20 protein-coding genes and 2 tRNA genes are annotated in these 22941 nt (G+C 71.0%); 12 read left to right on the top strand and 10 right to left on the bottom strand.

Annotated elements, in window-relative coordinates:
* Positions 1–1147 precede the first annotated feature (1147 nt).
* The 8 genes from J7462_RS19625 to rpmH form a co-directional block, all read right to left on the bottom strand.
* Complete coding sequence (locus J7462_RS19625) at positions 1148–2194, bottom strand: ParB/RepB/Spo0J family partition protein (protein WP_219465387.1); 1047 nt, start codon at positions 2192–2194, stop codon at positions 1148–1150.
* A gap of 27 nt (positions 2195–2221) precedes the next feature.
* On the bottom strand, positions 2222–3577 hold the full coding sequence (locus J7462_RS19630) for an AAA family ATPase (protein WP_308290957.1): 1356 nt from the start codon (positions 3575–3577) through the stop codon (positions 2222–2224).
* Positions 3578–3851: 274 nt separating this feature from the next.
* A complete protein-coding gene (rsmG, locus tag J7462_RS19635) occupies positions 3852–4553 on the bottom strand; it encodes a 16S rRNA (guanine(527)-N(7))-methyltransferase RsmG (RefSeq protein ID WP_255598812.1) in 702 nt (233 codons plus the stop codon).
* A 127-nt stretch (positions 4554–4680) separates the two neighbouring features.
* Complete coding sequence (locus tag J7462_RS19640) at positions 4681–5259, bottom strand: R3H domain-containing nucleic acid-binding protein (RefSeq protein WP_208565172.1); 579 nt, start codon at positions 5257–5259, stop codon at positions 4681–4683.
* 215 nt (positions 5260–5474) lie between these two features.
* Entirely contained in the window at positions 5475–6461 is a 987-nt protein-coding gene (gene yidC, locus J7462_RS19645; protein WP_219465389.1) for a membrane protein insertase YidC, read from the bottom strand.
* 3 nt (positions 6462–6464) lie between these two features.
* Positions 6465–6704 (bottom strand): membrane protein insertion efficiency factor YidD, encoded by a 240-nt coding sequence (yidD, locus tag J7462_RS19650; protein WP_204925644.1) that lies wholly within the window; start codon positions 6702–6704, stop codon positions 6465–6467.
* 44 nt (positions 6705–6748) lie between these two features.
* The gene (rnpA, locus tag J7462_RS19655) at positions 6749–7180 is read right to left on the bottom strand and encodes a ribonuclease P protein component (RefSeq protein ID WP_219465390.1); all 432 of its coding nucleotides are present in this window, start codon (positions 7178–7180) and stop codon (positions 6749–6751) included.
* 29 nt (positions 7181–7209) lie between these two features.
* A complete protein-coding gene (rpmH, locus tag J7462_RS19660; protein ID WP_208565176.1) occupies positions 7210–7347 on the bottom strand; it encodes a 50S ribosomal protein L34 in 138 nt (45 codons plus the stop codon).
* 633 nt (positions 7348–7980) lie between these two features.
* On the opposite strand from rpmH, the gene dnaA reads away from it, so the two are divergent.
* The 5 genes from dnaA (at position 7981) to J7462_RS19685 (ending at position 14587) form a co-directional block, all read left to right on the top strand.
* Positions 7981–9792 carry a chromosomal replication initiator protein DnaA gene (dnaA, locus tag J7462_RS19665; RefSeq protein ID WP_219465392.1) on the top strand — a complete coding sequence of 604 codons (1812 nt, stop codon included), beginning with the start codon at positions 7981–7983 and terminating at the stop codon, positions 9790–9792.
* 784 nt (positions 9793–10576) lie between these two features.
* A complete protein-coding gene (gene dnaN / locus J7462_RS19670; protein ID WP_208565178.1) occupies positions 10577–11710 on the top strand; it encodes a DNA polymerase III subunit beta in 1134 nt (377 codons plus the stop codon).
* Positions 11711–11751: 41 nt separating this feature from the next.
* Positions 11752–12624 (top strand): phosphogluconate dehydrogenase (NAD(+)-dependent, decarboxylating), encoded by an 873-nt coding sequence (gene gnd / locus J7462_RS19675; protein ID WP_208565179.1) that lies wholly within the window; start codon positions 11752–11754, stop codon positions 12622–12624.
* A 16-nt stretch (positions 12625–12640) separates the two neighbouring features.
* Complete coding sequence (gene recF, locus J7462_RS19680; RefSeq protein ID WP_219465394.1) at positions 12641–13774, top strand: DNA replication/repair protein RecF; 1134 nt, start codon at positions 12641–12643, stop codon at positions 13772–13774.
* A 285-nt stretch (positions 13775–14059) separates the two neighbouring features.
* Complete coding sequence (locus tag J7462_RS19685; protein WP_219465396.1) at positions 14060–14587, top strand: DUF721 domain-containing protein; 528 nt, start codon at positions 14060–14062, stop codon at positions 14585–14587.
* 24 nt (positions 14588–14611) lie between these two features.
* Here the strand turns inward: J7462_RS19685 and J7462_RS19690 are convergent, their stop codons facing one another.
* The gene (locus tag J7462_RS19690; RefSeq protein WP_219465398.1) at positions 14612–14839 is read right to left on the bottom strand and encodes a hypothetical protein; all 228 of its coding nucleotides are present in this window, start codon (positions 14837–14839) and stop codon (positions 14612–14614) included.
* A gap of 91 nt (positions 14840–14930) precedes the next feature.
* Between J7462_RS19690 and J7462_RS19695 the strand changes: the two genes are divergently transcribed.
* Positions 14931–15422 (top strand): MarR family winged helix-turn-helix transcriptional regulator, encoded by a 492-nt coding sequence (locus tag J7462_RS19695; RefSeq protein ID WP_372443949.1) that lies wholly within the window; start codon positions 14931–14933, stop codon positions 15420–15422.
* Positions 15423–15474: 52 nt separating this feature from the next.
* On the opposite strand, the gene J7462_RS19700 is transcribed toward J7462_RS19695, so the two are convergent.
* Positions 15475–16059, bottom strand: coding sequence for a hypothetical protein (locus J7462_RS19700; protein WP_219465400.1), 585 nt, complete (start codon positions 16057–16059; stop codon positions 15475–15477).
* 529 nt (positions 16060–16588) lie between these two features.
* Between J7462_RS19700 and gyrB the strand changes: the two genes are divergently transcribed.
* The 6 genes from gyrB to J7462_RS19730 all read left to right on the top strand — a co-directional run bounded on the left by gyrB (position 16589) and on the right by J7462_RS19730 (position 22749).
* Positions 16589–18535: a DNA topoisomerase (ATP-hydrolyzing) subunit B gene (gene gyrB, locus J7462_RS19705; protein ID WP_219465402.1), complete on the top strand. Its 1947-nt coding sequence runs from the start codon at positions 16589–16591 to the stop codon at positions 18533–18535.
* A gap of 121 nt (positions 18536–18656) precedes the next feature.
* Positions 18657–21179, top strand: coding sequence for a DNA gyrase subunit A (gyrA, locus tag J7462_RS19710; RefSeq protein ID WP_219465403.1), 2523 nt, complete (start codon positions 18657–18659; stop codon positions 21177–21179).
* 4 nt (positions 21180–21183) lie between these two features.
* A complete protein-coding gene (locus tag J7462_RS19715) occupies positions 21184–22092 on the top strand; it encodes a DUF3566 domain-containing protein (RefSeq protein WP_208565186.1) in 909 nt (302 codons plus the stop codon).
* 287 nt (positions 22093–22379) lie between these two features.
* Positions 22380–22453, top strand: a tRNA-Ile gene (locus J7462_RS19720).
* A 49-nt stretch (positions 22454–22502) separates the two neighbouring features.
* Entirely contained in the window at positions 22503–22631 is a 129-nt protein-coding gene (locus tag J7462_RS19725; protein ID WP_218108253.1) for a DLW-39 family protein, read from the top strand.
* Between the two features lie 42 nt (positions 22632–22673).
* Positions 22674–22749, top strand: a tRNA-Ala gene (locus tag J7462_RS19730).
* Positions 22750–22941 lie beyond the last annotated feature (192 nt).

The raw sequence follows: 22941 nt of genomic DNA on the forward strand, positions 1-22941 counted from the left end.
CCGACGCCTCCCCGCCGGTACCGCCCGCCGCCGCCATCGGACGGAAGGTTCGGCGGGGTGGAAGTTGGATCGCAACCGCACGGGCATGTTCCACGTGAAACCTGATCGAGGTCGTTGTTCCACGTGGAACAACGTCGTTTCGGTAGTGGCGTCCCGGAGGCCGACAGCAGCATCTCCCGCCGAGGGCGGACGGCCCGGGGGCTGGGGCCCGGAGGGCCTGGGGCGGAGGGCCTGAGGCGGAGGGCCGAGGGTCGGGGGCTGGAGTGCGGGAGGGGCCAAGGGGCCAAGGGGCCGGAAGGCGGAGGGGCCGGAAGGCCGGCGGGCGGGGGTCGCGCGACCCGTCCATGGCCGGAGGCGACCATGGTCGATGCCCGACCCGCAGCCGTGCCCGTCACGCCCGAAAATCCCACGGCACGGACCGCCCCCAGGACGACAGTCGGCCTCGCTCCCCAGCGCGCGGCCGTGGCTCCGCTTCGCGCAGCGGGCCGAGGCCCTCAGATCGACTGAGCCGTCACGTGAGCATCTCGGGTACCACCAGGACGGGGCGTCACCTTTCCAGTCGTCTCCGGCGTCCTGAGCGATCCGGTCCACCCATCACGGCAGCCGCCGGGCGGATCAGCAGACCGCTCCGCGGACGGCGGCTACTCCGCGAAGCCTCGGATGCCAGGTGGTCCGCGACCGCCGGCGCGCGGTCGGTTCCCGCCGGCGCGCGCGGTCGGGCGTGCGGTTCCCGGCCGACCGGTCGCCTTGGTGGACGGTTCCCGGCCGACCGGTCGCCTTGGTGGGCAGTTCCCGGCCGACCGGTCGACTGGTGGGCGGTTCCGCACGCGGTCGGCGGGTGGGACGCGACTGGCCTGCGGTCCACTCTGCGCTCCTGCGTTTCACGTGAAACGGGGGCGACGCTCGGCTCGATGGCGGCACCCGAGGAAATGTCGACCCGCAGGGGAGAAACCCGCCGACCCCGAGCAGAACGGCCGCCGGGCGGGAAGCCACGCCTCGGAGTCGGGTGGTGAAAGGGCGAGGGCCCGGCGTGGACGTGCTCTGCTGAGTGCAGCAGGTCCACCGCCCATACTGGCGGCAGGGCAGCACCACCAGAACGGCCGCGTACCCGTCTCGGGTACGCGGCCGGGGAACGGCGGGAAACGGATCAGTCCTCGGGCTCGGATTGGCCTTCCTCGCCGACCCCGATGATGCCGACGATCCGCTCCAGGTCGTCCACCGTGGCGAACTCGATCGTGATCTTTCCCTTGCTCCGACCGATGTCCACCTTCACCCGGGTGTCGAACCGGTCGGAGAGCCGGTCGGCCAGATCGGTCAACGCCGGGGCGTGCGCCTTGGACCGGCGCTTGGCTGCCGGGGTCTTCGCGGGGCCGTCGCTGAGCGTCAGTGCCACGATTTCCTCGGTAGCCCGGACCGAGAGCCCTTCGGCGACGATCCGCAGGGCCAACTGCTCCTGCGCCTCGGCCTCGTCGAGGCTGAGCAGCGCGCGGGCGTGGCCGGCCGACAACACACCGGCCGCCACCCGGCGCTGCACCTGCGGGGGAAGATTCAGCAGCCGGATCGTGTTCGAGATCTGTGGCCGGCTCCGCCCGATCCGCCGGGCCAACTCCTCGTGGGTCGCGCCGAACTCCTCCAGCAACTGCTGGTAGGCCGCAGCCTCTTCCAACGGGTTGAGGTTGGCCCGGTGGATGTTCTCCAGGAGCGCGTCCCGGAGCATGGCGTCGTCCTTCGTCTCCCGGACGATCGCGGGAATGCTCTCCCGACCGACCGCCTGGGCGGCACGCCAGCGCCGTTCACCCATGACGAGTTCGTACTTCTCGCTGTCCAGCTGCCGGACCACGATGGGCTGGAGGAAGCCGACCTCCTGGATGGAGGTCTTGAGTTCTTCCAGCGCCTCCTCGTCGAAGACGTGCCGGGGTTGCTTGGGGTTCGGCACGATCGCGTCGACGGAGATTTCGGCGAAGCGCGCACCGGGCACCGGGCTGAGTTGCGGCTCGTCGGGTGGCGGTGCGAGGGCCACCGGCGCGGGCATCGTCACGTCCAAGGCCACCGGATCGGTGGACGTCTCGGTCGCCGGCCGCGCCGGGTCGACCTCCACGGGCAGGGTCGCCGTGGTCGTGCTCTCCTGCACCGGCCCGGTCGGGATCAGCGCACCGAGCCCTCTACCCAGACCGCCCCGGGGACGGTTCTTCATACGACGCCTCCCAGCGACTCGTCCGCACTACGCATTCCGGCTCACCGGCTCCTTGGCACCGCGCTCGGCGATTTCCTGGGCAGCCTCGAAGTAACTCGTGGCTCCCCGCGATCCGGGATCGTAGGTCATCACGGACTGCCCATAGCTCGGGGCCTCCGACACCCGCACGTTGCGGGGGATGACGGCCTGGAGGACCTTGTCGCCGAAGTGGTTCCGGACGTCCTGCTCCACCGCGTCGGCCAGCCGGGTACGGCGGTCGTACATGGTGAGCAGGATCGTGGAGACCTCCAGCTTCGGGTTGAGGTGCTGGCGAACCAGGTTGATGTTGTTTATCAACTGGTTCAGCCCCTCCAGCGCGTAGTACTCGCACTGGATCGGGATCAGCACCTCCTGCGCGGCCACCAGGGCGTTGACCGTCAGCAGCCCGAGGGAGGGTGGGCAGTCGATGAAGACGTAGTCGAAGTGCCCCGGGTACGCCTCGATGGCCCGGTTGAGCCTGGACTCCCGGGCGACCACGGAGACCAGTTCGATCTCGGCGCCGGCCAGGTCGATGGTCGCCGGCACGCACCACAGGTTGGGGATGCCCTCGACCTCCTGGGCCACCTCCGCCAGCGGCACGCTGTCGATCAGGCAGTCATAGACGTCCGGCACCCCGGTGTGGTGCGGGACGTTCAACCCGGTGGAAGCGTTGCCCTGCGGGTCGAGGTCGACCACCAGCACCCGGTTGCCGTGCAGGGCCAGCGCCACCGCCAGGTTCACCGTGGTCGTGGTCTTGCCCACGCCGCCCTTCTGATTGGCAACGCACATCACCCGGGTCCGCTCAGGACGGGGCATGGTCACCTCGCCACTCGGATTAAGGATCTGCACGGCGCGCATCGCCTCCATAGCCAACGGTGGGTCATCCTCTTCGCGCGTCGGGGTTTCACGTGAAACGTACGCGGCGTCCGCCGAACCCACGGCGACGGGCCCGGGGACGAGCCCAGGAATGTCGAGGGCAGGCGTCGCGTCGGGCACCGCGTCGGGGTGGGGTTGGGTGGGCACCGATGGTGTATTGCCGTGCAGCGGAGCCGTGAACCGCGACGACGCCCCCGCGTTACGTCGTGCCGAGGGTGCTGTCCGGCCATCGGGAGCACGGGTGGGACCGCCGTCGGAGCCGGATCGGGCGGTAGGCGGCGGAACGTACGACTCGGGAGCCGGGCGTGCCGCACCCACCACCGGAGGCTCACGCCGCGATCCGGGAGTGCGCTCCGGCGGATGGATCGCCTGCTGCCCACCGGCAGTCCGGTCCTGATGGTCGGTTTCACGTGAAACAGGGCCCGCGTCCGAGCCCGATCCGTCGGGACGGTTCACCCGTGGATCGTCGTACCTGCCGTCGTCATGCACCTGTCATCCCTACCCGCTCCGGATGGTCGGTCCGCACCCCGTCTCGCTTGCCGTACGCGCTCGCACCGCGGAGCGTACGGCCCGGCGGGGGCGATCGGGACCCGGTGCGCCCGACATCCACCCGCCCCACACTATCGACGCGCGGTCAGCCTACGGGGGACGGGCGCGGCGGGTCCATCTCCGTTCTCCGGCGGCACCGCGTCTGCCGCGGATCGGTGCCACCGCACCGGGCACCCGGGGGCAGCGGGCACCGATCCGCGTCGACAGACAGGACTCAGCGGGCGCGCTTCCGGCCACCGCGAGCGCGCTTCGACGCCACCTTGGCCCCCGGTGGTCGGACGACCCGCTCCCGCACGATCTCCACCACGGTGGTCGGCGGATCGAGGAGGCCGGTGCCGCACAGCTGCACCGTCGGCTCGCCGCCGCCCAGCTTCGCCACGGCCTCGGCATGCTCGGCGATCTCGTCCAGCGCGGACGACCCCTTGAGGGCGAGCAGCCGGCCGCCGCGAACCACAAGCGGCAGGCTCCAGGTGGCGAGGCGGTCCAACGGTGCCACCGCGCGGGCGGTCACCACGTCGGCGGTGAACGGGCCGACGCCGGACGCCCCGGTGGCTGCCTCGTCGGCCCGGCCCCGGAACACCCGGACCATCCTGGCCAGCCCGAGCCGCTCCACCGTCTCGACGAGGAACGAGGTACGCCGGGCCAGCGGCTCGACCAGGACGACGTTCAGGTCGGGACGGGCGATCGCCAGCACCAGCCCGGGCAGCCCGGCTCCGGAGCCGACGTCGATCACGCTGGCACCCTCGGGGATGCGCTCGGCGACGGCGGCGCAGTTGAGCAGGTGCCGGTCCCAGATCCGGGGTGCCTCCCGGGGGCCGATCAGACCACGCACCACACCGTCGGTGGCGAGCAGCTCGGCGTACCCGGCGGCCAGGTCGAGCCGGTCACCGAAGAGCGCCGTCGCGGCGGCGGCCAGCTCGGCCGGGAGGGTGGCGTCCTGGGCAGACGGGGCAGACGGGGCGGAAGGCTCGGACGGCGGCCCGGGCGGCGTGCCACCCGGGCCGGGACCGGCATCCGTCGTGAGGTCGTCGGGCGTCACCAGTTCAGTCCGCCGGCCGGACGACGATGCGCCGGGTCGGCTCGACACCCTCGGACTCGCTCTCCACCCCGCTCATCGCGTTGACCACGTCGTGCACGCACTTGCGCTCGAAGGCCGACATCGGCTCAAGCCGCACCGGCTCGCCGTGCTCCTTGACCTTTTCCACCGCGTTCTTGGCGACGGCGGCGAGTTCCTTGCGCCGGGTGGCCCGGTAGCCGCCCACGTCGAGCAGGAGCCGACTCGGCGAGCCGGTCTGGCGGAACACAGCCAGTCGGGCCAGCTCCTGGAGTGCCTCCAGGGTGGCGCCGCGTTGGCCGACCAGGTTCTGCAACCGGCCACCGACCACCTCGACGACCGGACGACCACCGGAGACCAGCTCGTCGATGTCGCCGTCGTAGTCGAGGATGTCGAGCAGCCCCTCGATGTAGTCGGCGGCGATCTCGCTCTGGGCGAACAGCTCGCCCTCGCCGGCTGACTTCTTCTCCTTGCCGCCGTCGGCGGGCTCACCCTCACCGGTAGCGGCGGTCGGGACGGTCTCCTCGTCGAGCGAGGCGTCCGCGCTGGGGATGCTGGTGTCGGTCACGGTGTCATCTCCGTACTAGCTCGGCCGGACCGTCGGGTCCGCTGGTCTCCCGGGCGACCGGCGGAAAGAGGCCGGTTCGGTCACGGGCACGTCTGGTACGGGCGGTCTCGCCCGCAACCGCGCAAGGCGCGGCGGTCCCGGTCCGGCGCCGACCGTGAGGCGGCTGCGCGGTGCCGGAGAGCCGCCGTCGGTCGTCCCGACGGCGGCCCGGTGGCTCAGCCCTGGCGCTTGGCCGGGCCCTTCTTGGGGTTGGCCGGCTTGGCACCCGGCTTCGGCCCGGCGACCTTCGGCGCGGCCGGCTTGGCGGGCGCCTGCGCGACCGGCTTGTTCCGGTTGAGGAAACCGCCGGTCTTGGCCGGCTGCACCGGACCGGAGCTGGTCGCCTTGTTGCCGGTGACCCCCTTGTTGGTCACCAGCGGCGGGAACTTGCGGAGCACCCACTGCTGCTGGCCGAGGGTGAACAGGTTGTTGGTGACCCAGTAGATGATCACGCCGATCGGGAAGATCGAGCCGGAGACGAGCAGGGAGAGCGGGATGCCGTAGAGCATCAGCCGCTGGATCATCCGCTGCTGCGGGTCCTCCGCCCAGCCGGTCTTGAGGATCATCTGACGGCTGGTCAGGTAGGTGGTGCCCATCATGACCAGGACCAGGATGCCGGCGATCACCTTCACGGTGGTGCCGTTGGCACCGAGCCGGGCCAGCTCGTCGGCGGTGGAGCCGAACTTGCCGGCGATCGGGGCGGTGAAGATCGTGGCGCTGGAGGCGCTGTCGAACTGCTCGGCGGTCCAGCCGTAGAGGCTCTTGGCCTCCTTGGCCGGGTCGAGCCGGCGCAGCACGTGGAAGAGACCCAGGAAGACCGGGATCTGGAGGAACATCGGAAGGCAGCCCATCAGCGGGTTGGCCTTTTCCTTCCGATAGAGCTCCATCATCTCCTTCTGGAGCGTCTCCCGGTCACCCTTGTGCTTCTCCTGGAGCTCCTTGACCTTCGGTTGGAGCGCCTGCATCGCCCGCTGGGACTTGATCTGCTTGACGAAGACCGGGAAGAGGATCACCCGGACGGTGACCACCAGGAAGACGATGGCGAGAATCCACGACCAGTTCGTGCCGAGCACCGTGCGGACCGGCACCCCGATGGCGTCCCACGCCGAGTGCCAGGTCAGCAGGATCCACGAGATCGCGTAGTAGATCCAGTCGAGACTCAATTCTCAGACTCCAGTCACGTCGGCGCGTCGGCGGCGGCCCGGCTCCGGAACCGGGTCGTGTCCACCAGGGTGGAAAGGGTGGCAGCGCGACAGCCGCCGGACCGTCAGGCCGGCCCCCCGGAGCGCGCCGTGACGGGTCACCGCCTCCAGGGCGTAGGCACTGCACGACGGGTAGAACCGGCAGCGGGCCGGCAACGCCGGGCTTATCCAACGACGGTACGCGATGATGGGACCACTGAGCATCCGGGCACCCATGCTCCGGCGTGCCGACACGGCGGGTCCGTTGCTCACCGCGACCGCCGCGCCCGAGGCGTCCGGGCGGCGGCGATCGCCGCGTCCAGGTCGCTGCCGAGCCGGGCGTACGGCGTGCCGGCGGCGGGGGGGAGGGCGCGTACCACCAGGGTGCTGCCGGCCGGTAGCGCGTCCAGCCGCTCACGGACCAGGTGCCGCAGCCGGCGGCGAACCTTGTTGCGGACCACGGCGGGCCCGACGGCTTTGGACACGACGAAGCCGGCGCGGCTCGATCCGGAGATCAGCTCCGGGTCGGTGCTCCGCGCCGGCTCCGGCGAGGTTGTCCCGAGGGGTGTGGTCGCGGCGGATGTGGAGGCCACCGGCAGTGTCAGGTGGACGACGACGGCACCACGCCCGACGCGTCGACCACCACGGACGGCTGCGGCGAAGTCGCTGCTACGCCGCAGGCGCTGTGCGGCCGTCAGCACGACTGTCCACGTCCCCGGACCGGTCGGCCTCAGGCCGACAGGCGGTTACGGCCCTTGGCACGGCGGGTCGACAGAATGGCGCGGCCGGCACGGGTGCGCATGCGCAGCCGGAAGCCGTGGGTCTTCGCGCGCCGGCGGTTGTTCGGCTGGTAGGTGCGCTTGCTCACGTCAGGCTCTCCGTTTTCGTACGTCCCCGGCGCGGGTTCGCCCGGGGTCGTTTGGTGGACCAGACCACCTCGGTGGTGGCCTCCGATCGGTGCTGCCCGGCGGCGCGGAACCTCGGCGATGCGGGGCGACGACCACGGACAGCGAGCACCCATCACCCTAGCAGAGGGCGACAGAGCAGCCCCTCCAGCCTACGCAGGGGGGCAATGACCGTCAAACCACCCGGACCGGCGATCCGCTGGTCCGGTGTCCTGTCGAGCGGGTGTCCCGCCCGGGGTGGGAGCGGCGGTCGGGGTGGCGGCGGTTGATGGCGGCCCGTCGTCGCTGTTACCGTGCGCGTTTGCGGTCAGCTTCGGTTCCGGGTTGTGGTCGGAGGGCAAGACCGGACCCGGCAGTGAATCGTTCGGCACGGTGAACCCGCTTCAAACGCCCTCCCCGACAGGGGGGCAGGTCCGACCCGCGCCCGGCGGGCGGCCACAATCGGTCGGTACACACAGGCTGTGGATAACTTGTGGATGCCGGCCGGTCAGCCGTCCGGTGGGTGAGCGGTACCACCCGCGAACGCGGTGGCGGGCCCGGCACAACCGCTGGACCACAGCGGCGGTCGGGAGCAGAGGCGAGGGGGTGGCACGACGGTGGCCGGAACGATCGACCTTGCCGCGGTGTGGACCGCGGCGACGGACGAACTCGCCGACGAGATCATCTCCGCCCAGCAGCGGGCCTACCTCAGGCTGACCCGGTTGCGGGCGATCGTCGAGGACACCGCGCTGCTCTCCGTGCCGGACGCCTTCACCCGGGACGTCATCGAGTCGCGGCTGCGACCGGCCATCACCGAGGCGCTCACCCGACGGCTGGGCCGGCCGATACAGGTCGCGGTGACCGTGCGGATCGCCGAGGACGCCGCCGGACGGCCCGCCGGCACCGTCTACCGCAGCGGACCGGAGGCCGCCGTCGTGGCGGAGCCCGGTCCGGCCGTGGACGACTATCCGGGGTTCCGGCCGTCGGCCTACGACGAACCCGAACCGTCGTACCCCCGGGAGGCCGGGCCACCGCCGGAGCAGCCCGGGGTCCGGTCGCCCGCCGGGCAACCGGAGCCGGACGGCCACCGCCCGGCCCGGGTTCCGGCCAGCCGCGACGGTGGTCAGGACACGCTGTTCGGCGTCGGCTTCGCCGAACCGGCGCGGATGGACCGCCCCGCCCCCGAGCGGCGCGGTTTCGAGGAACGTCACCGCGCCGAGCCCGACACCGACCCGCGCGGCTACGAGCCCGCCTACCGGGACCAGGGGCGGCCGCCGCGTGACCAGCAGGGTCCGCGCGGCCCGGCCCGCGACGGCGTCACCGACAGCGGGCCCGGTCGGGCCGGCACCGACCACCGACCCGGTGGCGGTGACCGACGCCCCGGCGGTTCGGAGGGCAGCGGCAACCGGCTCAACCCGAAGTACATGTTCGAGACGTTCGTCATCGGCTCGTCCAACCGGTTCGCCCACGCGGCGAGCGTCGCGGTGGCCGAGTCACCGGCCAAGGCGTACAACCCGCTGTTCATCTACGGCAGCTCGGGGCTGGGCAAGACGCACCTGCTGCACGCGATCGGGCACTACGCCCAGACGCTCGGCAACGCCCGCTCGGTCCGGTACGTCTCGACCGAGGAGTTCACCAACGACTTCATCAACTCCCTGCGGGACGACAAGACCAGTGCGTTCCAGCGCCGCTACCGCGACGTCGACATCCTGCTGATCGACGACATCCAGTTCCTGGAGAACCGTGAGCGGACCCAGGAGGAGTTCTTCCACACCTTCAACACCCTGCACAACGCCAACAAGCAGATCGTGATCACCTCCGACCGTTCGCCGAAGCAGCTGGCGACGTTGGAGGACCGGCTGCGGACCCGGTTCGAGTGGGGGCTGCTCGCCGACATCCAGCCGCCCGACCTGGAGACCCGGATCGCGATCCTGCAGAAGAAGGCCGCCCAGGAGCGGCTGTACGCCCCGCCGGACGTGCTGGAGTTCATCGCCTCCCGGGTGTCGAACTCGATCCGGGAACTGGAGGGGGCGCTGATCCGGGTCACCGCGTTCGCCAGCCTCACCCGGTCCACCGTCGAGCTGTCGTTGGCCGAGGAGGTGCTGCGGGACTTCATCCCCGACGGCGCCGGCCCGGAGATCACCGCCGACCAGATCATGGTTTCCACCTCGGAGTACTTCGGGGTGAGCCTGGAGGACCTGCGCGGGCATTCACGCTCCCGGGTGCTGGTCAACGCCCGTCAGGTGGCCATGTACCTGTGTCGGGAGCTGACCGACCTCTCACTGCCCCGGATCGGGCAGGCGTTCGGCGGCCGGGACCACACCACCGTCATGCACGCCGACCGGAAGATCCGCCAGCAGATGGCGGAGCGGCGCTCGCTCTACAACCAGATCGCCGAGCTGACCAACCGGATCAAGCAGAACACCTGAGACGTACGCCACTTTCCACCCGTCGTCGACGCCCGGCCGAGCATCTCGGCCGGGCGTCTTCGTGTCGGCGCACGGCCCCGGTGGTCCCGTCCGCCCCGGGTCGCCGGGGCGCGTCCTGTGGATGAGTCGTCACCTTCGTCCACAGGACGGCCCGGTTGTCCACACCCCCTGTTCCACAACCGGTGGATAACCACGCTCCGTCCCGAGCCGGTTACCCACAGACTGTGGATAAACCCTGGGGACGGTGCTGTGGACGGCTGGGGACAACCGGGTCGTCCTCCACAGCCGACGGTGGGCCTGTGGGCAACCTGTTGAAGGTTCTGGGGACGGGCCGGCTCCGGGCCGACGCCGTCGTCCACAGCACTGGGGGTAAACCCGGTGGATAACCGGTGGACAACCGGTGGACGACGGTGGACAACGGTGGGGACATCCGGTGCCTGTGGACGACCGACCGGGTTTTCCCCCCGGTTCTCCACAGCGAACCCACCGGTGGATAACGGGTCTGACCTGCGACGACGCGAGTTACCCACAGTTTGCACAGGTGCGATGAAGACGATGAGTTATCTCTTCTAAAGAATCAAAAACCAATCATCACCGTTGGACTTCCTGTGGATCGGGCCGCAGCACTGCCGTCGGCAGTCGCCCCGGCACCGGAAGCACGGGGTCGGGCGCACAGCCGATGCCCACGCGCCCTAAGGTGCGATGGGTACCCGCACGGTCGGGCGGGGCGGTGGGCAGCGGTCGGCATGAGAGAGTTGTCGCTGACGTCGACGCGGAGGCATTGATGAAGTTCCGAGTGGAGCGCGACGCGCTCGCCGAAGCGGTGGCGTGGACCGCGAAGAGCCTGCCCAGCCGGCCGTCCGTACCGGTGCTCGCCGGGGTGATGCTGCGGGTCACCGACGGCAACCTCCAGGTCTCCGGCTTCGACTACGAGGTCTCCAGCCAGGTGACCGTCGAGGTGCAGGGGGACGCCGACGGCGCCGCCCTGGTCTCCGGCCGGCTGCTCGCCGAGATCACCAAGGCGCTCCCGGCCAAGCCGGTCGACATCGCCGCCGTCGGTGCCCACCTGGAGCTGGTCTGTGGCAGCGCCCGGTTCACCCTGCCGACCATGCCGGTGGAGGACTACCCCGCCCTGCCGGAGATGCCGGAGAGCGCGGGCACCGTCGAGGCCGCCGCGTTCGCCGCCGCCGTCGCCCAGGTGGCCATCGCGGCCGGCCGGGACGAGACGCTGCCGATGATGACCGGCGTCCGGCTGGAACTGTCCGGTGGCACCCTGGCGATGCTCGCCACCGACCGCTACCGGCTCGCCCTGCGCGAGATGGAGTGGAACCCGGACGACCCGGAGATCAGCATCAACGCCCTGGTGCCCGCCCGCACCCTGAACGACACCGCGAAGGCGCTCGGCCCGCTCGGCGGCCCGGTGACCATGGCGCTGTCCCAGGGCGCCGCCGGCGAGGGCATGATCGGCTTCTCCGGCGGCACCCGCCGGACCACCAGCCGGCTGCTCGACGGGGCCAACTACCCGCCGGTCCGCTCGCTCTTCCCGGCCACCAGCAACGCCGAGGCACGGGTCCCGGTCAGCACCCTGATCGAGGTGGTCAAGCGGGTCGCCCTGGTCGCCGAGCGGACCACCCCGGTGCTGCTCAGCTTCAGCAGCGACGGCCTGGTGGTCGAGGCCGGCGGCACCGAGGAGGCGCGGGCCAGTGAGGCGATGGAGGCCACCTTCACCGGCGAGCCGTTGACCATCGGCTTCAACCCGCAGTACCTGATCGACGGCCTGGCCAACCTGGGGGCCCAGTACGCCCTGCTGCGGTTCGTCGACGCGTTCAAGCCGGCGGTGATTTCGCCCGCAGGCGAGGATGGCGAGGTCATCCCTGGGTACCGGTACCTCATCATGCCGATCCGCGTGTCCCGCTGACCGCGCACCGGCACCACCCAGACGCACGGAGGTAGGGGCAGATGCAGCTCGGCCTGGTAGGACTCGGCCGGATGGGCGGCAACATGCGCGAGCGGTTGCGCGCCGCCGGTCAGGAGGTCGTCGGCTACGACCGCAACGCCGACCGCAGTGACGTCGCGAGCCTCGCCGAGCTGGCCGACAAGCTGGAGTCGCCCCGCGCGGTCTGGGTGATGGTCCCCGCCGCCGTCACCGACGCCACGATCGACGCGCTCGCCGAGGTGCTGGGCGACGGCGACATCATCATCGACGGCGGCAACTCGCGGTTCAGCGACGACGCCCCCCGGGCCGAACGGCTGGCCGCCCGCGGCATCGGCTACGTCGACGTCGGCGTCTCCGGCGGTGTCTGGGGCAACGTGAACGGCTACGCCCTGATGGTCGGCGGCGCGCAGGAGCACGTCGACCACCTGATGCCGATCTTCGAGGCGTTGAAGCCGGCCGGCGACCACGGCTTCGTGCACGCCGGTCCGGTCGGTGCCGGCCACTACGCCAAGATGGTGCACAACGGCATCGAGTACGGCCTGATGCACGCCTACGCCGAGGGTTTCGAGCTGCTGTCCGCCGCCGAGATGGTGACGAACGTGCCGGGCATCATCAAGTCGTGGCGGGAGGGGACCGTCGTGCAGTCCTGGCTGCTCGACCTGCTGGACCGGGCGTTGGACGAGGACCCGGACCTGGCCACCCTGACCGGCTACACCGACGACACCGGTGAGGGTCGCTGGACGGTCGACGAGGCGATCCGGTTGGCCGTCCCGCTGAACGTCATCACCGCCGCCCTGTTCGCCCGGTTCTCCTCCCGGCAGGACGACTCGCCCGCGATGAAGGCGGTCGCCGCGCTGCGCCAGCAGTTCGGCGGGCACGCCGTGCACAAGCGCTGAGCGGCATCCACAGGCTGTGTACGTCCGCCGGCTCGAACTGGTCGACTTCCGCTCGTACGAGCGGGTCGGCGTCGACCTGGAGCCGGGGCCGAACGTCCTGACCGGGGCGAACGGCGTCGGCAAGACCAACCTGGCGGAGGCGTTGGGCTACGTGGCGACCCTGGACTCGCACCGGGTCGCCACCGACGCCCCGCTGGTCCGGCTGGGCGCCACCTCGGCGGTGATCCGCTGCGCGGTGGTGCACGACGGCCGGGAACTCCTGATCGAGCTGGAGATCGTCCCCGGTAAGGCCAACCGGGCCCGGCTGGGGCGCTCCCCGGCCCGGCGGGCCCGGGACGTGATCGGCGCGTTGCGGCTGGTGCTGTTCGCGCCGGAGGACCTGGAACTCGTCCGGGGTGACCCGGCGGAACGCCGCCGCTACCTCGACGACCTGCTGGTGCTCCGGCAGCCCCGGTACGCGGGGGTGCGCGCCGACTACGAACGGGTGGTCAAGCAGCGCAACGCCCTGCTCCGCACGGCGTACCTGGCCCGTAAGACGGGCGGGTCGCGCGGCGGTGACCTGTCGACCCTGGCGGTCTGGGACGCCCACCTGGCGCAGCACGGGGCCGAGTTGCTCGCCGGCCGGCTGGAACTGGTCGCCGCGCTCACCCCGCACGTGGCGAAGGCGTACGACGCGGTGGCGGCGGGGGCGGGGGCGGCGGGGATCGCGTACCGGCCGTCGGTGGAGCTGACCGGGGTGGGCACCGACCGGCAGGTGCTGGCCGAGGCGTTGACCGCCGCGCTGGCGGAGTCCCGGTCGGCCGAGATCGAACGGGGCACCACCCTGGTCGGGCCGCACCGCGACGACCTGGTGCTCACCCTCGGCCCGCTGCCCGCCAAGGGGTACGCCAGCCACGGCGAGTCCTGGTCGTACGCGCTGGCCCTGCGGCTGGCCGGGTACGACCTGCTGCGCGCCGACGGGATCGAACCGGTGCTGGTGCTCGACGACGTCTTCGCCGAGCTGGACGCGGGTCGCCGGGAACGGCTGGCCGAACTGGTCGGTGGGGCCGGTCAGCTGCTGGTGACCTGTGCGGTGGACGACGACGTCCCGGTGGCCCTGCGCGGCGCCCGGTACGCGGTGGGCGACGGGACGGTCCGCCGTGTCGACTGAGCCGGAGCAACCCGCCGGGCCCCGGAAGGCGACCGGCGGCCAGGGGCGCACCGCCCCGGGCGGGGCACGCGGTGCGCGTACCGCCGGGGGACCGGTGGGGGTGCGGACGGCGCGCGGGCCCGCTCGGCCGGAACCGGCGCGGACGCCGGTGCCGGTGGGGGTGCGGACGCCGCCTCCCGGGGCCGCACCGGGGCCGGTGGTGGTGGACGGGCCGGTGGTGGTGCGGGCACCGCTGGACCGGCGGGTACCGGCTCGTCCGACGCCGGGGCGGGCGGTGGTGCCGGGGTGGCGGAGGCGGGTGCGGCGCAGGCGACCGGGCCGGAGCTGGCGCGGGCGGTGCTGGACGCGGCGAAGGCCCGGCGGGAGTCGGCGGCCCGTAACCGTCGCCCGGGGGTCACCGGTGCTGCCGACGGGGCCGGCCGGCGGCTGCGCGGCTATTCGGGGCCGGGGCCGGACCCGCGTGACCCGCAACCGCTTGGTGCGGTGCTGGAGCGGCTGATGAAGGCGCGCGGCTGGCAGCAACCGGCCGCCGAGGCGACCGTCTTCGGTGCCTGGGAGAAGGTCGTCGGGGCGGAGATCGCCCAGCACAGCCGCCCGGTCAAGCTGGAGGACGGCGAGTTGACCGTGGAGGCCCGGTCGACGGCGTGGGCCACCCAGCTGCGCTTGCTGGCCGGGTCGCTGCTCAAGCGGATCGCCGGGGAGGTCGGCCACAACGTGGTGCGCAAGCTGCACATCCACGGGCCGGCGGCACCGTCCTGGTCACGGGGGCCGCGTCGGGTACGCGGTCGGGGGCCGCGCGACACCTACGGCTGAGGCTCACCCCTCACCCCTCACCCCTCACCGCTCGGCGCGACGGGCCTCCCGCTCGGCGCGTTTGCGTTCCCGCTGCTCGCGGCTCCACTGCTTGCGTCGTTCCAGGTCGGCTTTCCAGGCGTCGCGGGCCTGGCGGGAGCCGCCCTGCACCGCGCCGGCCACCTCCGGCGGGCCGGCCAGGTTCTTGAAGGCCCAGGCGAGGAGTCGACCGCCCTCGCCCGGGGCCTTCGCCACCGGCTTGTCCTCGCTCATCGGCACCGACCCCCCTGCTGACGATTGGTGTACAAACCATTGGTACACCAATCGTTGGTAGCATCGCAACGGCGACGAGGAGGTGCACGTGGTGGACGGCCCACCCGACGGGGATCCGCTGGCGTTGGAGGAGCAGGTCTGCTTCGCGCTCTCCGTCGCCGCGCGCGGCGTCGTCGCGGTCTACCGGCCGCTCCTGGAACCGATGGGGCTGACCCACCCGCAATATCTGGTCATGCTGGCGCTCTGGCAGCACGCGCCGCTGTCGGTACGCGAGCTGAGCCGGCTGCTCCAGCTCGACCCCGGCACCCTGTCGCCACTGCTCAAGCGCCTGGAGGCGGCCGGCTACCTCCGCCGTGAGCGGGACCCCGCCGACGAACGCAGCCTCGCGGTCTCGCTCACCGGGAGCGGGCGGGCGCTGCGGGCCCGTGCCGAGCAGATCCCCCCGGCCGTCGTCGCCCGGCTCGGGTTGCCGCTGGCCGAACTACGCGACCTGCACGGCGCGCTGACCCGGGTGATCGCCGCCGCCAACGGCGCGGTGACGGCCGGGCCGCCACCTGCCGGGCCGGCGACGCCGGACAGCTAGCCGCCGCGCACCGCCCGGCCAGCCGGGGTCAGCCGCCACCGTGCGGGTGCGGTCAGGGCTGCGGGCCGGGCCGGCGACCGGGCTCGGCGTCGGCGTAGACCGCGAAGCCCCGGTCGGCGCAGCGCCGGTAGAAGGCGGCCAGGACGCCCAGCTCGGCACAGGTGAAGTCCCACTGCGGCGGGTCACCGTTCTCGTCGCGCAGCCGGTCGAGCCGGCTGCCCAGCCAGCGCAGCTGCTGCTCGGCGAGACGCCCGTCACCGAGCAGCGCGCGGAGCACGTCGCTGACCGACTCGAAGGTCACCGTCTCGCCGTGCGGCCGGTGCTGGACGACGAACTTCTCCACCCCGCCGGCGATCCAGGAGCAACCGTCCGGATCGATCACCGGGTCCTCGTCCTCGGCGGCGGCGTCGGTGGCGTAGAGCACATTCTCCAGCCCGAGGATCAGGTCGACCAGCTCGGTGTAGGCGGTGGCCCGGACCGTGCCGGTCTTGGCGATGTGCTCGGCGAGCGCGGCGGTCGGCGCGGAGATCCGGGGGATGTCCACGACCTCGCCGAAGTCGACGAACTCGGCCGGCGCGACCGGGTCGTAGAAGCGGCCGGTCCGCGGCCAGTGCACCGCGACATTGTCCAGCCCCATCTGGTGTCACCTTTCGAGAGCACGGGTCGGGTCGATCGGGTCCATCGTCCCGGTTGCGGGTGGAAAAGATCAAGACGGGCAACTTTGCCGCGCGCCGCAAAGCTACGGTACGGCCACCGTCGGACGCGACCCCCCGCCCGCCCGGCAGGGCGGCCGATTCCGTGGCGGCGGCCACGGAGGTGGGGCCGGGGCGTGTAGGGGGAGTCGCGGACAGCGAGATTCGGCCGGCTACGAGGGTCTCAGCCGCCTTCCAGGGGTGCCGAGTGGCGGTTCTGTCGTGTGCGCACAGTAAGATTGACGGTGAGACGACGACCTGACGCGGTGCGACGGACAGGGGCCCTCACCGGCCCTTGATCAACGTCCCGGGTCGGGTCTGGCCGATCGCGATCCGCGGGCAACCGCGGCGACCGGCGCGCACGATCCGCGACCGCCCTGCGGGGCCGCTGCCCGTGTGCGCCGACGTCGTGTCCTGTCCGCCGAACCCGCGCACCCGCGCCCCGGCGCGGGCGGTGCGAGAAAGTGGCCGAGGGTGGCAGCGCAGGACAAGCAGGAGTACGGCGCAGAGTCGATCACCGTCCTCGAAGGGCTGGAGGCGGTCCGCAAGCGGCCCGGCATGTACATCGGGTCCACCGGCGAGCGTGGCCTGCACCACCTGGTGTGGGAGGTCGTGGACAACGCGGTCGACGAGGCGCTCGCCGGTCACTGCGACACCATCGACGTGGTGCTGCTCGCCGACGGCGGGGTCCGGGTCACCGACAACGGCCGTGGCTTCCCGGTCGACCTGCACCCCAAGCTCAAGAAGCCGGGTGTCGAGGTCGCGCTGACCGTGCTGCACGCGGGCGGCAAGTTCGACGGCAAGGCGTACGCGGTCTCCGGCGGTCTGCACGGCGTCGGCGTCTCCGTGGTGAACGCCCTCTCCACCCGGATGGCCGTCGAGATCCACAAGTCCGGCTTCGTCTGGCGGCAGAAATACCACAACTCCAAGCCCGACGCGCTGGAGAAGGGCGAGACCACCGACCGCACCGGCTCGGCGGTCTCCTTCTGGCCGGACCCGGACGTCTTCGAGACGACCGACTTCGACTTCCAGACCATCTACCGCCGGCTCCAGGAGATGGCCTTCCTCAACCGGGCCCTCTCCATCCACCTGCTCGACGAGCGGGTCGCCGAGGGCGAGGAGGGCAAGCCCCGCGAGGTCACCTTCTACTACGAGGGCGGCATCGCGGACTTCGTCCGGCACCTCAACGCCTCCAAGAACCCGATGCACAAGACGGTGGTCGAGTTCGCCGCCGAAGAAGAAGGCATGTCGGTCGAGATCGCCATGCAGTGGAACGAGTCGTACGGCGAGTCGGTCTACACCTTCGCCAACACGATCAACACGCACGAGGGTGGCACCCACGAGGAGGGCTTCCGGGCCGCGCTGACCAGCGTGGTCAACCGCTACGGCGCGGACAAGAAGCTGCTCAAGGGCGACGAGAAGCTCTCCGGCGAGGACATCCGCGAGGGCCTTGCCGCGATCATCTCGGTCAAGCTGGCCAACCCGCAGTTCGAGGGCCAGACCAAGACCAAGCTGGGCAACACCCCGGTCAAGAGCTTCGTGCAGCGGGTCTGCAACGACCGGCTGGTCGACTGGTTCGACCGGAACCCGGCGGAGGCCAAGACGATCATCCAGAAGGCGTCCCAGGCGGCCCGGGCCCGGATCGCCGCCCAGCAGGCGCGCAAGCTGGCCCGGCGCAAGTCGCTGCTGGAGTCGGGCTCGATGCCGGGCAAGCTGGCCGACTGCCAGTCCACCGACCCGCGCGAGTCCGAGGTGTTCATCGTCGAGGGCGACTCGGCCGGCGGCTCGGCCAAGCAGGGGCGCGACCCGCGTACCCAGGCGATCCTGCCGATCCGCGGCAAGATCCTCAACGTGGAGAAGGCCCGGATCGACCGGGTGCTCAAGAACAACGAGGTCCAGGCGCTGATCACCGCGCTGGGCACCGGCATCCACGACGACTTCGACATGGAGAAGCTGCGGTACCACAAGGTGGTGCTGATGGCCGACGCCGACGTCGACGGCCAGCACATCCAGACCCTCCTGCTCACCCTGCTGTTCCGCTTCATGCGTCCGCTGGTCGAGCTGGGTCACGTCTACCTGGCCGCCCCGCCGCTCTACAAGATCAAGTGGAACAAGAAGGGCGACGACGCCCAGTACGCGTACTCCGACCGGGAACGTGACGGGCTGATCGCGCTGCGCCAGCAGAAGAAGCCCAACGCCAAGCCGGACGACATCCAGCGGTTCAAGGGTCTCGGCGAGATGAACTATCCCGAGCTGTGGGAGACCACGATGAACCCGGCCACCCGGACCCTGCGTCAGGTCACCCTCGACGACGCCGCCACCGCCGACGAGCTGTTCAGCGTGCTGATGGGTGAGGACGTCGAGGCCCGCCGCTCGTTCATCCAGCGCAACGCCAAGGACGTGCGGTTCCTCGACATCTGACGGGCCGGCCGACCGGTGCCGCACCGGTCGGCCGCCGTCCACCGGGTTATCCACAGCCTGGCCGGTTTCCACAGCGTTATCCACAGCACGAACACGACTCTGAGTCTGATAAGGGTTAACAGTGACCGATACTCCCGAGTCCACCCCGAACGAGCCGGAGACCCCCGAGACACCACTCGCGGCGGTCGTCCAGCACGACCGGATCGAGCCGGTCGGGCTCGAGGTCGAGATGCAGCGCTCGTACCTCGACTACGCGATGAGCGTGATCGTCGGGCGGGCACTGCCGGACGTCCGGGACGGGCTCAAGCCGGTCCACCGCAAGATCCTCTACGCCATGTACGACTCGGGTTACCGGCCGGACCGGGGCTACGTGAAGTGCTCCCGGGTCGTCGGCGACGTGATGGGGCAGTTCCACCCGCACGGCGACTCGGCCATCTATGACGCGCTGGTCCGGATGGCCCAGCCCTGGTCGCTGCGCTATCCGCTGGTCGACGGCAACGGCAACTTCGGCTCGCCCGGAAACGATCCGGCTGCCGCGATGCGCTACACCGAATGCAAGCTGGACCCGCTGGCGATGGAGATGCTGCGGGACATCGACGAGGACACCGTCGACCTCCAGGACAACTACGACGGCCGGGCCAAGGAGCCCACCATCCTGCCGGCACGCATCCCCAACCTGCTGGTCAACGGCTCCGAGGGCATCGCGGTCGGGATGGCCACCAAGATCCCGCCGCACAACCTGCGCGAGATCGGCGCGGCGGTGCAGTGGTGCCTGGAGAACCCGGAGGCCGACGAGGCGACCACGCTCGAAGCGCTGCTGGAGATCGTCAAGGGTCCGGACTTCCCCACCCACGGGTTGATCGTCGGTCAGTCCGCCATCCAGGACGCGTACCGGACCGGTCGCGGGTCCATCCGGATGCGCGCGGTGGTGGAGGTCGAGGAGGACAAGCGGGGCCGGCCGGCGCTCGTCGTCAGCGAGCTGCCCTACCAGGTCAACCCGGACAACCTCGCCGAGCGGATCGCCGAGCTGATCAAGGAGGGCAAGCTCGCCGGCATCGCCGACATCCGGGACGAGTCCTCCGGGCGTACCGGCATGCGGATCGTGCTGGTGCTCAAGCGCGACGCGGTCGCCAAGGTGGTGCTGAACAACCTCTACAAGCACACCCAGCTCCAGGAGACCTTCGGCGCCAACATGCTGGCCCTGGTCGACGGGGTGCCGCGCACGCTCAACCTGGCCCAGTTCCTCCGCTACTACGTCGAGCACCAGATCGAGGTGATCCGGCGGCGGACCGCGTTCCGGCTGCGCAAGGCCGAGGAGCGGGCGCACATCCTGCGCGGTCTGTCCAAGGCGCTGGACGCGCTGGACGAGGTGATCGCCCTGATCCGGCGCTCGCCCACCGTCGACGACGCCCGGCAGGGCCTGATCCGGCTGCTGGAGATCGACGAGATCCAGGCGACCGCGATCCTGGACATGCAGCTGCGCCGGCTGGCCGCCCTGGAACGGCAGCGGATCCTGGACGACCTGGCCAAGCTGGAAATCGAGATCGCCGACCTCAAGGACATCCTCGCCAAGCCGGAGCGGCAGCGGAAGATCGTCTCCGAGGAGCTGAGCGAGATCGTCGCGAAGTGGGGCGACGAGCGGCGTACGAAGATCATCCCGTTCGACGGCGAGGTCTCGATGGAGGACCTGATCGCCCGTGAGGACGTGGTGGTGACCATCACCCGCACCGGGTACGCCAAGCGCACCAAGGTCGACCTCTACCGCTCCCAGCGGCGCGGCGGCAAGGGCGTGAGCGGCGCGACCCTGCGGCAGGACGACATTGTCAGCCACTTCTTCGTATGCTCCACGCACGACTGGATTTTGTTCTTCACCAACAAGGGCCGCGTGTACCGGGCCAAGGCGTACGAGTTGCCCGAGGCCAGTAGGGTGGCCAAGGGCCAACACGTGGCCAACCTGCTCGCCTTCCAGCCGGACGAGCAGATCGCGCAGATCATCGAAATCCCGAACTACCAGGTGGCCCCCTACCTGGTACTGGCCACGAGAAACGGCCTGGTGAAGAAGACCCGACTCGAGGAGTTCGACTCCAACCGGTCCGGCGGCGTCATCGCGATCAACCTGCGCGATGAGGACGAGCTGGTCGGTGCCGTCCTCGCGGCGCCGGAGCAGGACCTGCTGCTCGTTTCCAAGAAGGCTCAGGCGATCCGGTTCAACGCCTCCGACGAGGCGTTGCGCCCGATGGGCCGGGCCACCTCGGGTGTGATCGGCATGCGCTTCACCGACGACGACGTCCTGCTGGCCATGGAGGTCGTCCGGGAGGGCCTGGACGTCCTGGTGGCCACGAACGGGGGATACGCGAAACGTACCCCCATCGAGGAATACCCCGTCCAGGGTCGGGGAGGTAAGGGCGTGTTGACTGCGAAGATCACCGAGCGCCGCGGTGGTCTGGTCGGCGCGGTCGTGATCGACCCGGACGACGAGCTGTTCGCGATCACCAGCAACGGCGGCGTCATCCGGACTCCGGTGAAGCCTGTACGCCGTACCCGTGACCGGAACACAATGGGGGTCAAGCTGATGGACCTCCCGGACGGCGTGACTATCGTGGCGATTGCTCGCAATGCCGACGAGCCTGACGAACAGGACTAGTTGAATGACGGAGACACAGGCGAAGTCGGGGAACAAGGGGACCTCGGCCACCCCGGTCGACGAGGAGGCCGCCAAGAGCGGCACAACCCCTGCCGGCCGCGCCGCGGTGGGCCGGGCGACCGTCCCCGCCGACGCGCCTGCCCCGAAGTTCACCCGGGCACCCGGCATGGCACCGCCGCCGGACAAGCCGGGTGAGGACTCGGGGACGACCGAGCAACCCCAGCCGACGGGCACCGACGCGCCGTCCTCCGCCACCCAGCCGGTGGCCACCACGGCCAGGTCGAGCAACACGACACAGCCGATCTCACTGGGGGCAGCCGCCTCCCCGTCCACGACCGGCACCCAGCCGAAGATCGGCGGCGGGTTCCGGCCGTCCCCGGACACCGGGCGTACCGGCGCGGGCGGGGGCGCGGGTAACACCCGGCCGGCCAACGGCGGTGGGCTGCCACCGGGCCTCGGTGGCCCGGCGGCCGTCGGAGCCGCCCGGGTGGGTGACGCGGTACGCGCCGCGCGTACCTCGGTCAGTTCCGCTGCCTCCCGGGGGCCGCGCCGCGCCCGGCTGAACCTCAAGCGGATCGACCCGTGGTCCGTGATGAAGTTCGCCTTCGCGGTCTCCGTCGTCCTGTTCATCGTGGTGGTCGTGGCGACCTCGGTGCTCTATCTCGCGCTGGACGCGATGGGTGTCTTCCAGAGCGTCAACGACAGCTTGACCGACCTGGTCAGCGCGAGCGGTGGGCAGGGCGCCGACGGTGGCTTCCAGATCACCGCCAAGGGCGTCATCCTCACCTCCGCCCTGATCGGGCTGGTCAACGTGGTGCTGTTCACCGCGCTGGCCACCCTCGGCGCGTTCGTCTACAACGTCTGTGCCGACCTGGTCGGCGGGATCGAGTTGACGCTCGCCGAGCGCGACTGATTCGACCCGACGCCGGGGTGCCGCCTACCGCGGTCACCCCGGCGTCGTGCTTTCCCACCCACCCGCCCACCACCAGCCGTCCCCGCCCTCGCTCCTGGGGATGCGGCGGTGTGGGAGCCGCTCCGCTACCGCTGTGGCGGGGTTGGAGTGGAGCTCCGATCGCCCGACCGGGGTAAACGGCTCGCCCCGATCAGGGGTGGCCGGTACGGTCGGGAAGGCGCGGGAGCGTCGGCCACCCCGATTTGGGAGCGGACGATGCGATGGGTTAACCTTGCTCGTCGCTACGCGGGGCTATAGCTCAGTCGGTTAGAGCGCAGAGCTGATAACTCTGAGGTCGCTGGTTCGATTCCAGCTAGCCCCACCGCACACAGTTCCGGCGAGCAGTCGAGTCGAGCGCGAGGGGTCGCCCCATGTTCAAGAAGCTGCTGTTCCTGGTCGGCATCATCGGTGTCGCCGCCGTGGTGGCCAAGAAGGTCAAGGCTTCCAACGACGAGCGCGCCCTCTGGCACGAGGCGACCACCTCGCCCGACCTGCGCTGACCGGCCCGGCTCCGGCCAGCACCCGGCGGCCCGGCCCGTCCGGGGGCCCTAGCTCAACTGGCAGAGCACTGCCTTTGCAAGGCAGGGGTTAGGGGTTCGAGTCCCCTGGGCTCCACCAGCACCACCCTTGACCGAGCTTCTCGTCCCGTGAAGATCAACGGGCACCTGGTGGGCACAGATCAGGATTGATCTTGAGTCGTGGAACCTGCCACCCGGTTTCCGGCGGCGTCGACCACGCCCTTCGGACGTTCCCGCTTCGTCACCGGTGCACCGCTGCCCGACCGGCGGCCGAGCCGCCAGTCCACGGCGG

The organism is Micromonospora sp. RL09-050-HVF-A, from assembly GCF_019374995.1.
In the GTDB taxonomy this organism is placed as follows: domain Bacteria; phylum Actinomycetota; class Actinomycetes; order Mycobacteriales; family Micromonosporaceae; genus Micromonospora; species Micromonospora antibiotica.

Excerpts from the sequence above, each read along its gene's own strand:
- J7462_RS19690 (WP_219465398.1), bottom strand. The coding sequence starts at position 14,839 with ATGAGCGAGGACAAGCCGGTGGCGAAGGCCCCGGGCGAGGGCGGTCGA.
- yidD (WP_204925644.1), bottom strand. The coding sequence starts at position 6,704 with ATGCTCAGTGGTCCCATCATCGCGTACCGTCGTTGGATAAGCCCGGCG.
- J7462_RS19725 (WP_218108253.1), top strand. The coding sequence starts at position 22,503 with ATGTTCAAGAAGCTGCTGTTCCTGGTCGGCATCATCGGTGTCGCCGCC.
- J7462_RS19700 (WP_219465400.1), bottom strand. The coding sequence starts at position 16,059 with ATGGGGCTGGACAATGTCGCGGTGCACTGGCCGCGGACCGGCCGCTTC.
- J7462_RS19625 (WP_219465387.1), bottom strand. The coding sequence starts at position 2,194 with ATGAAGAACCGTCCCCGGGGCGGTCTGGGTAGAGGGCTCGGTGCGCTG.
- J7462_RS19715 (WP_208565186.1), top strand. The coding sequence starts at position 21,184 with ATGACGGAGACACAGGCGAAGTCGGGGAACAAGGGGACCTCGGCCACC.
- dnaN (WP_208565178.1), top strand. The coding sequence starts at position 10,577 with ATGAAGTTCCGAGTGGAGCGCGACGCGCTCGCCGAAGCGGTGGCGTGG.
- gnd (WP_208565179.1), top strand. The coding sequence starts at position 11,752 with ATGCAGCTCGGCCTGGTAGGACTCGGCCGGATGGGCGGCAACATGCGC.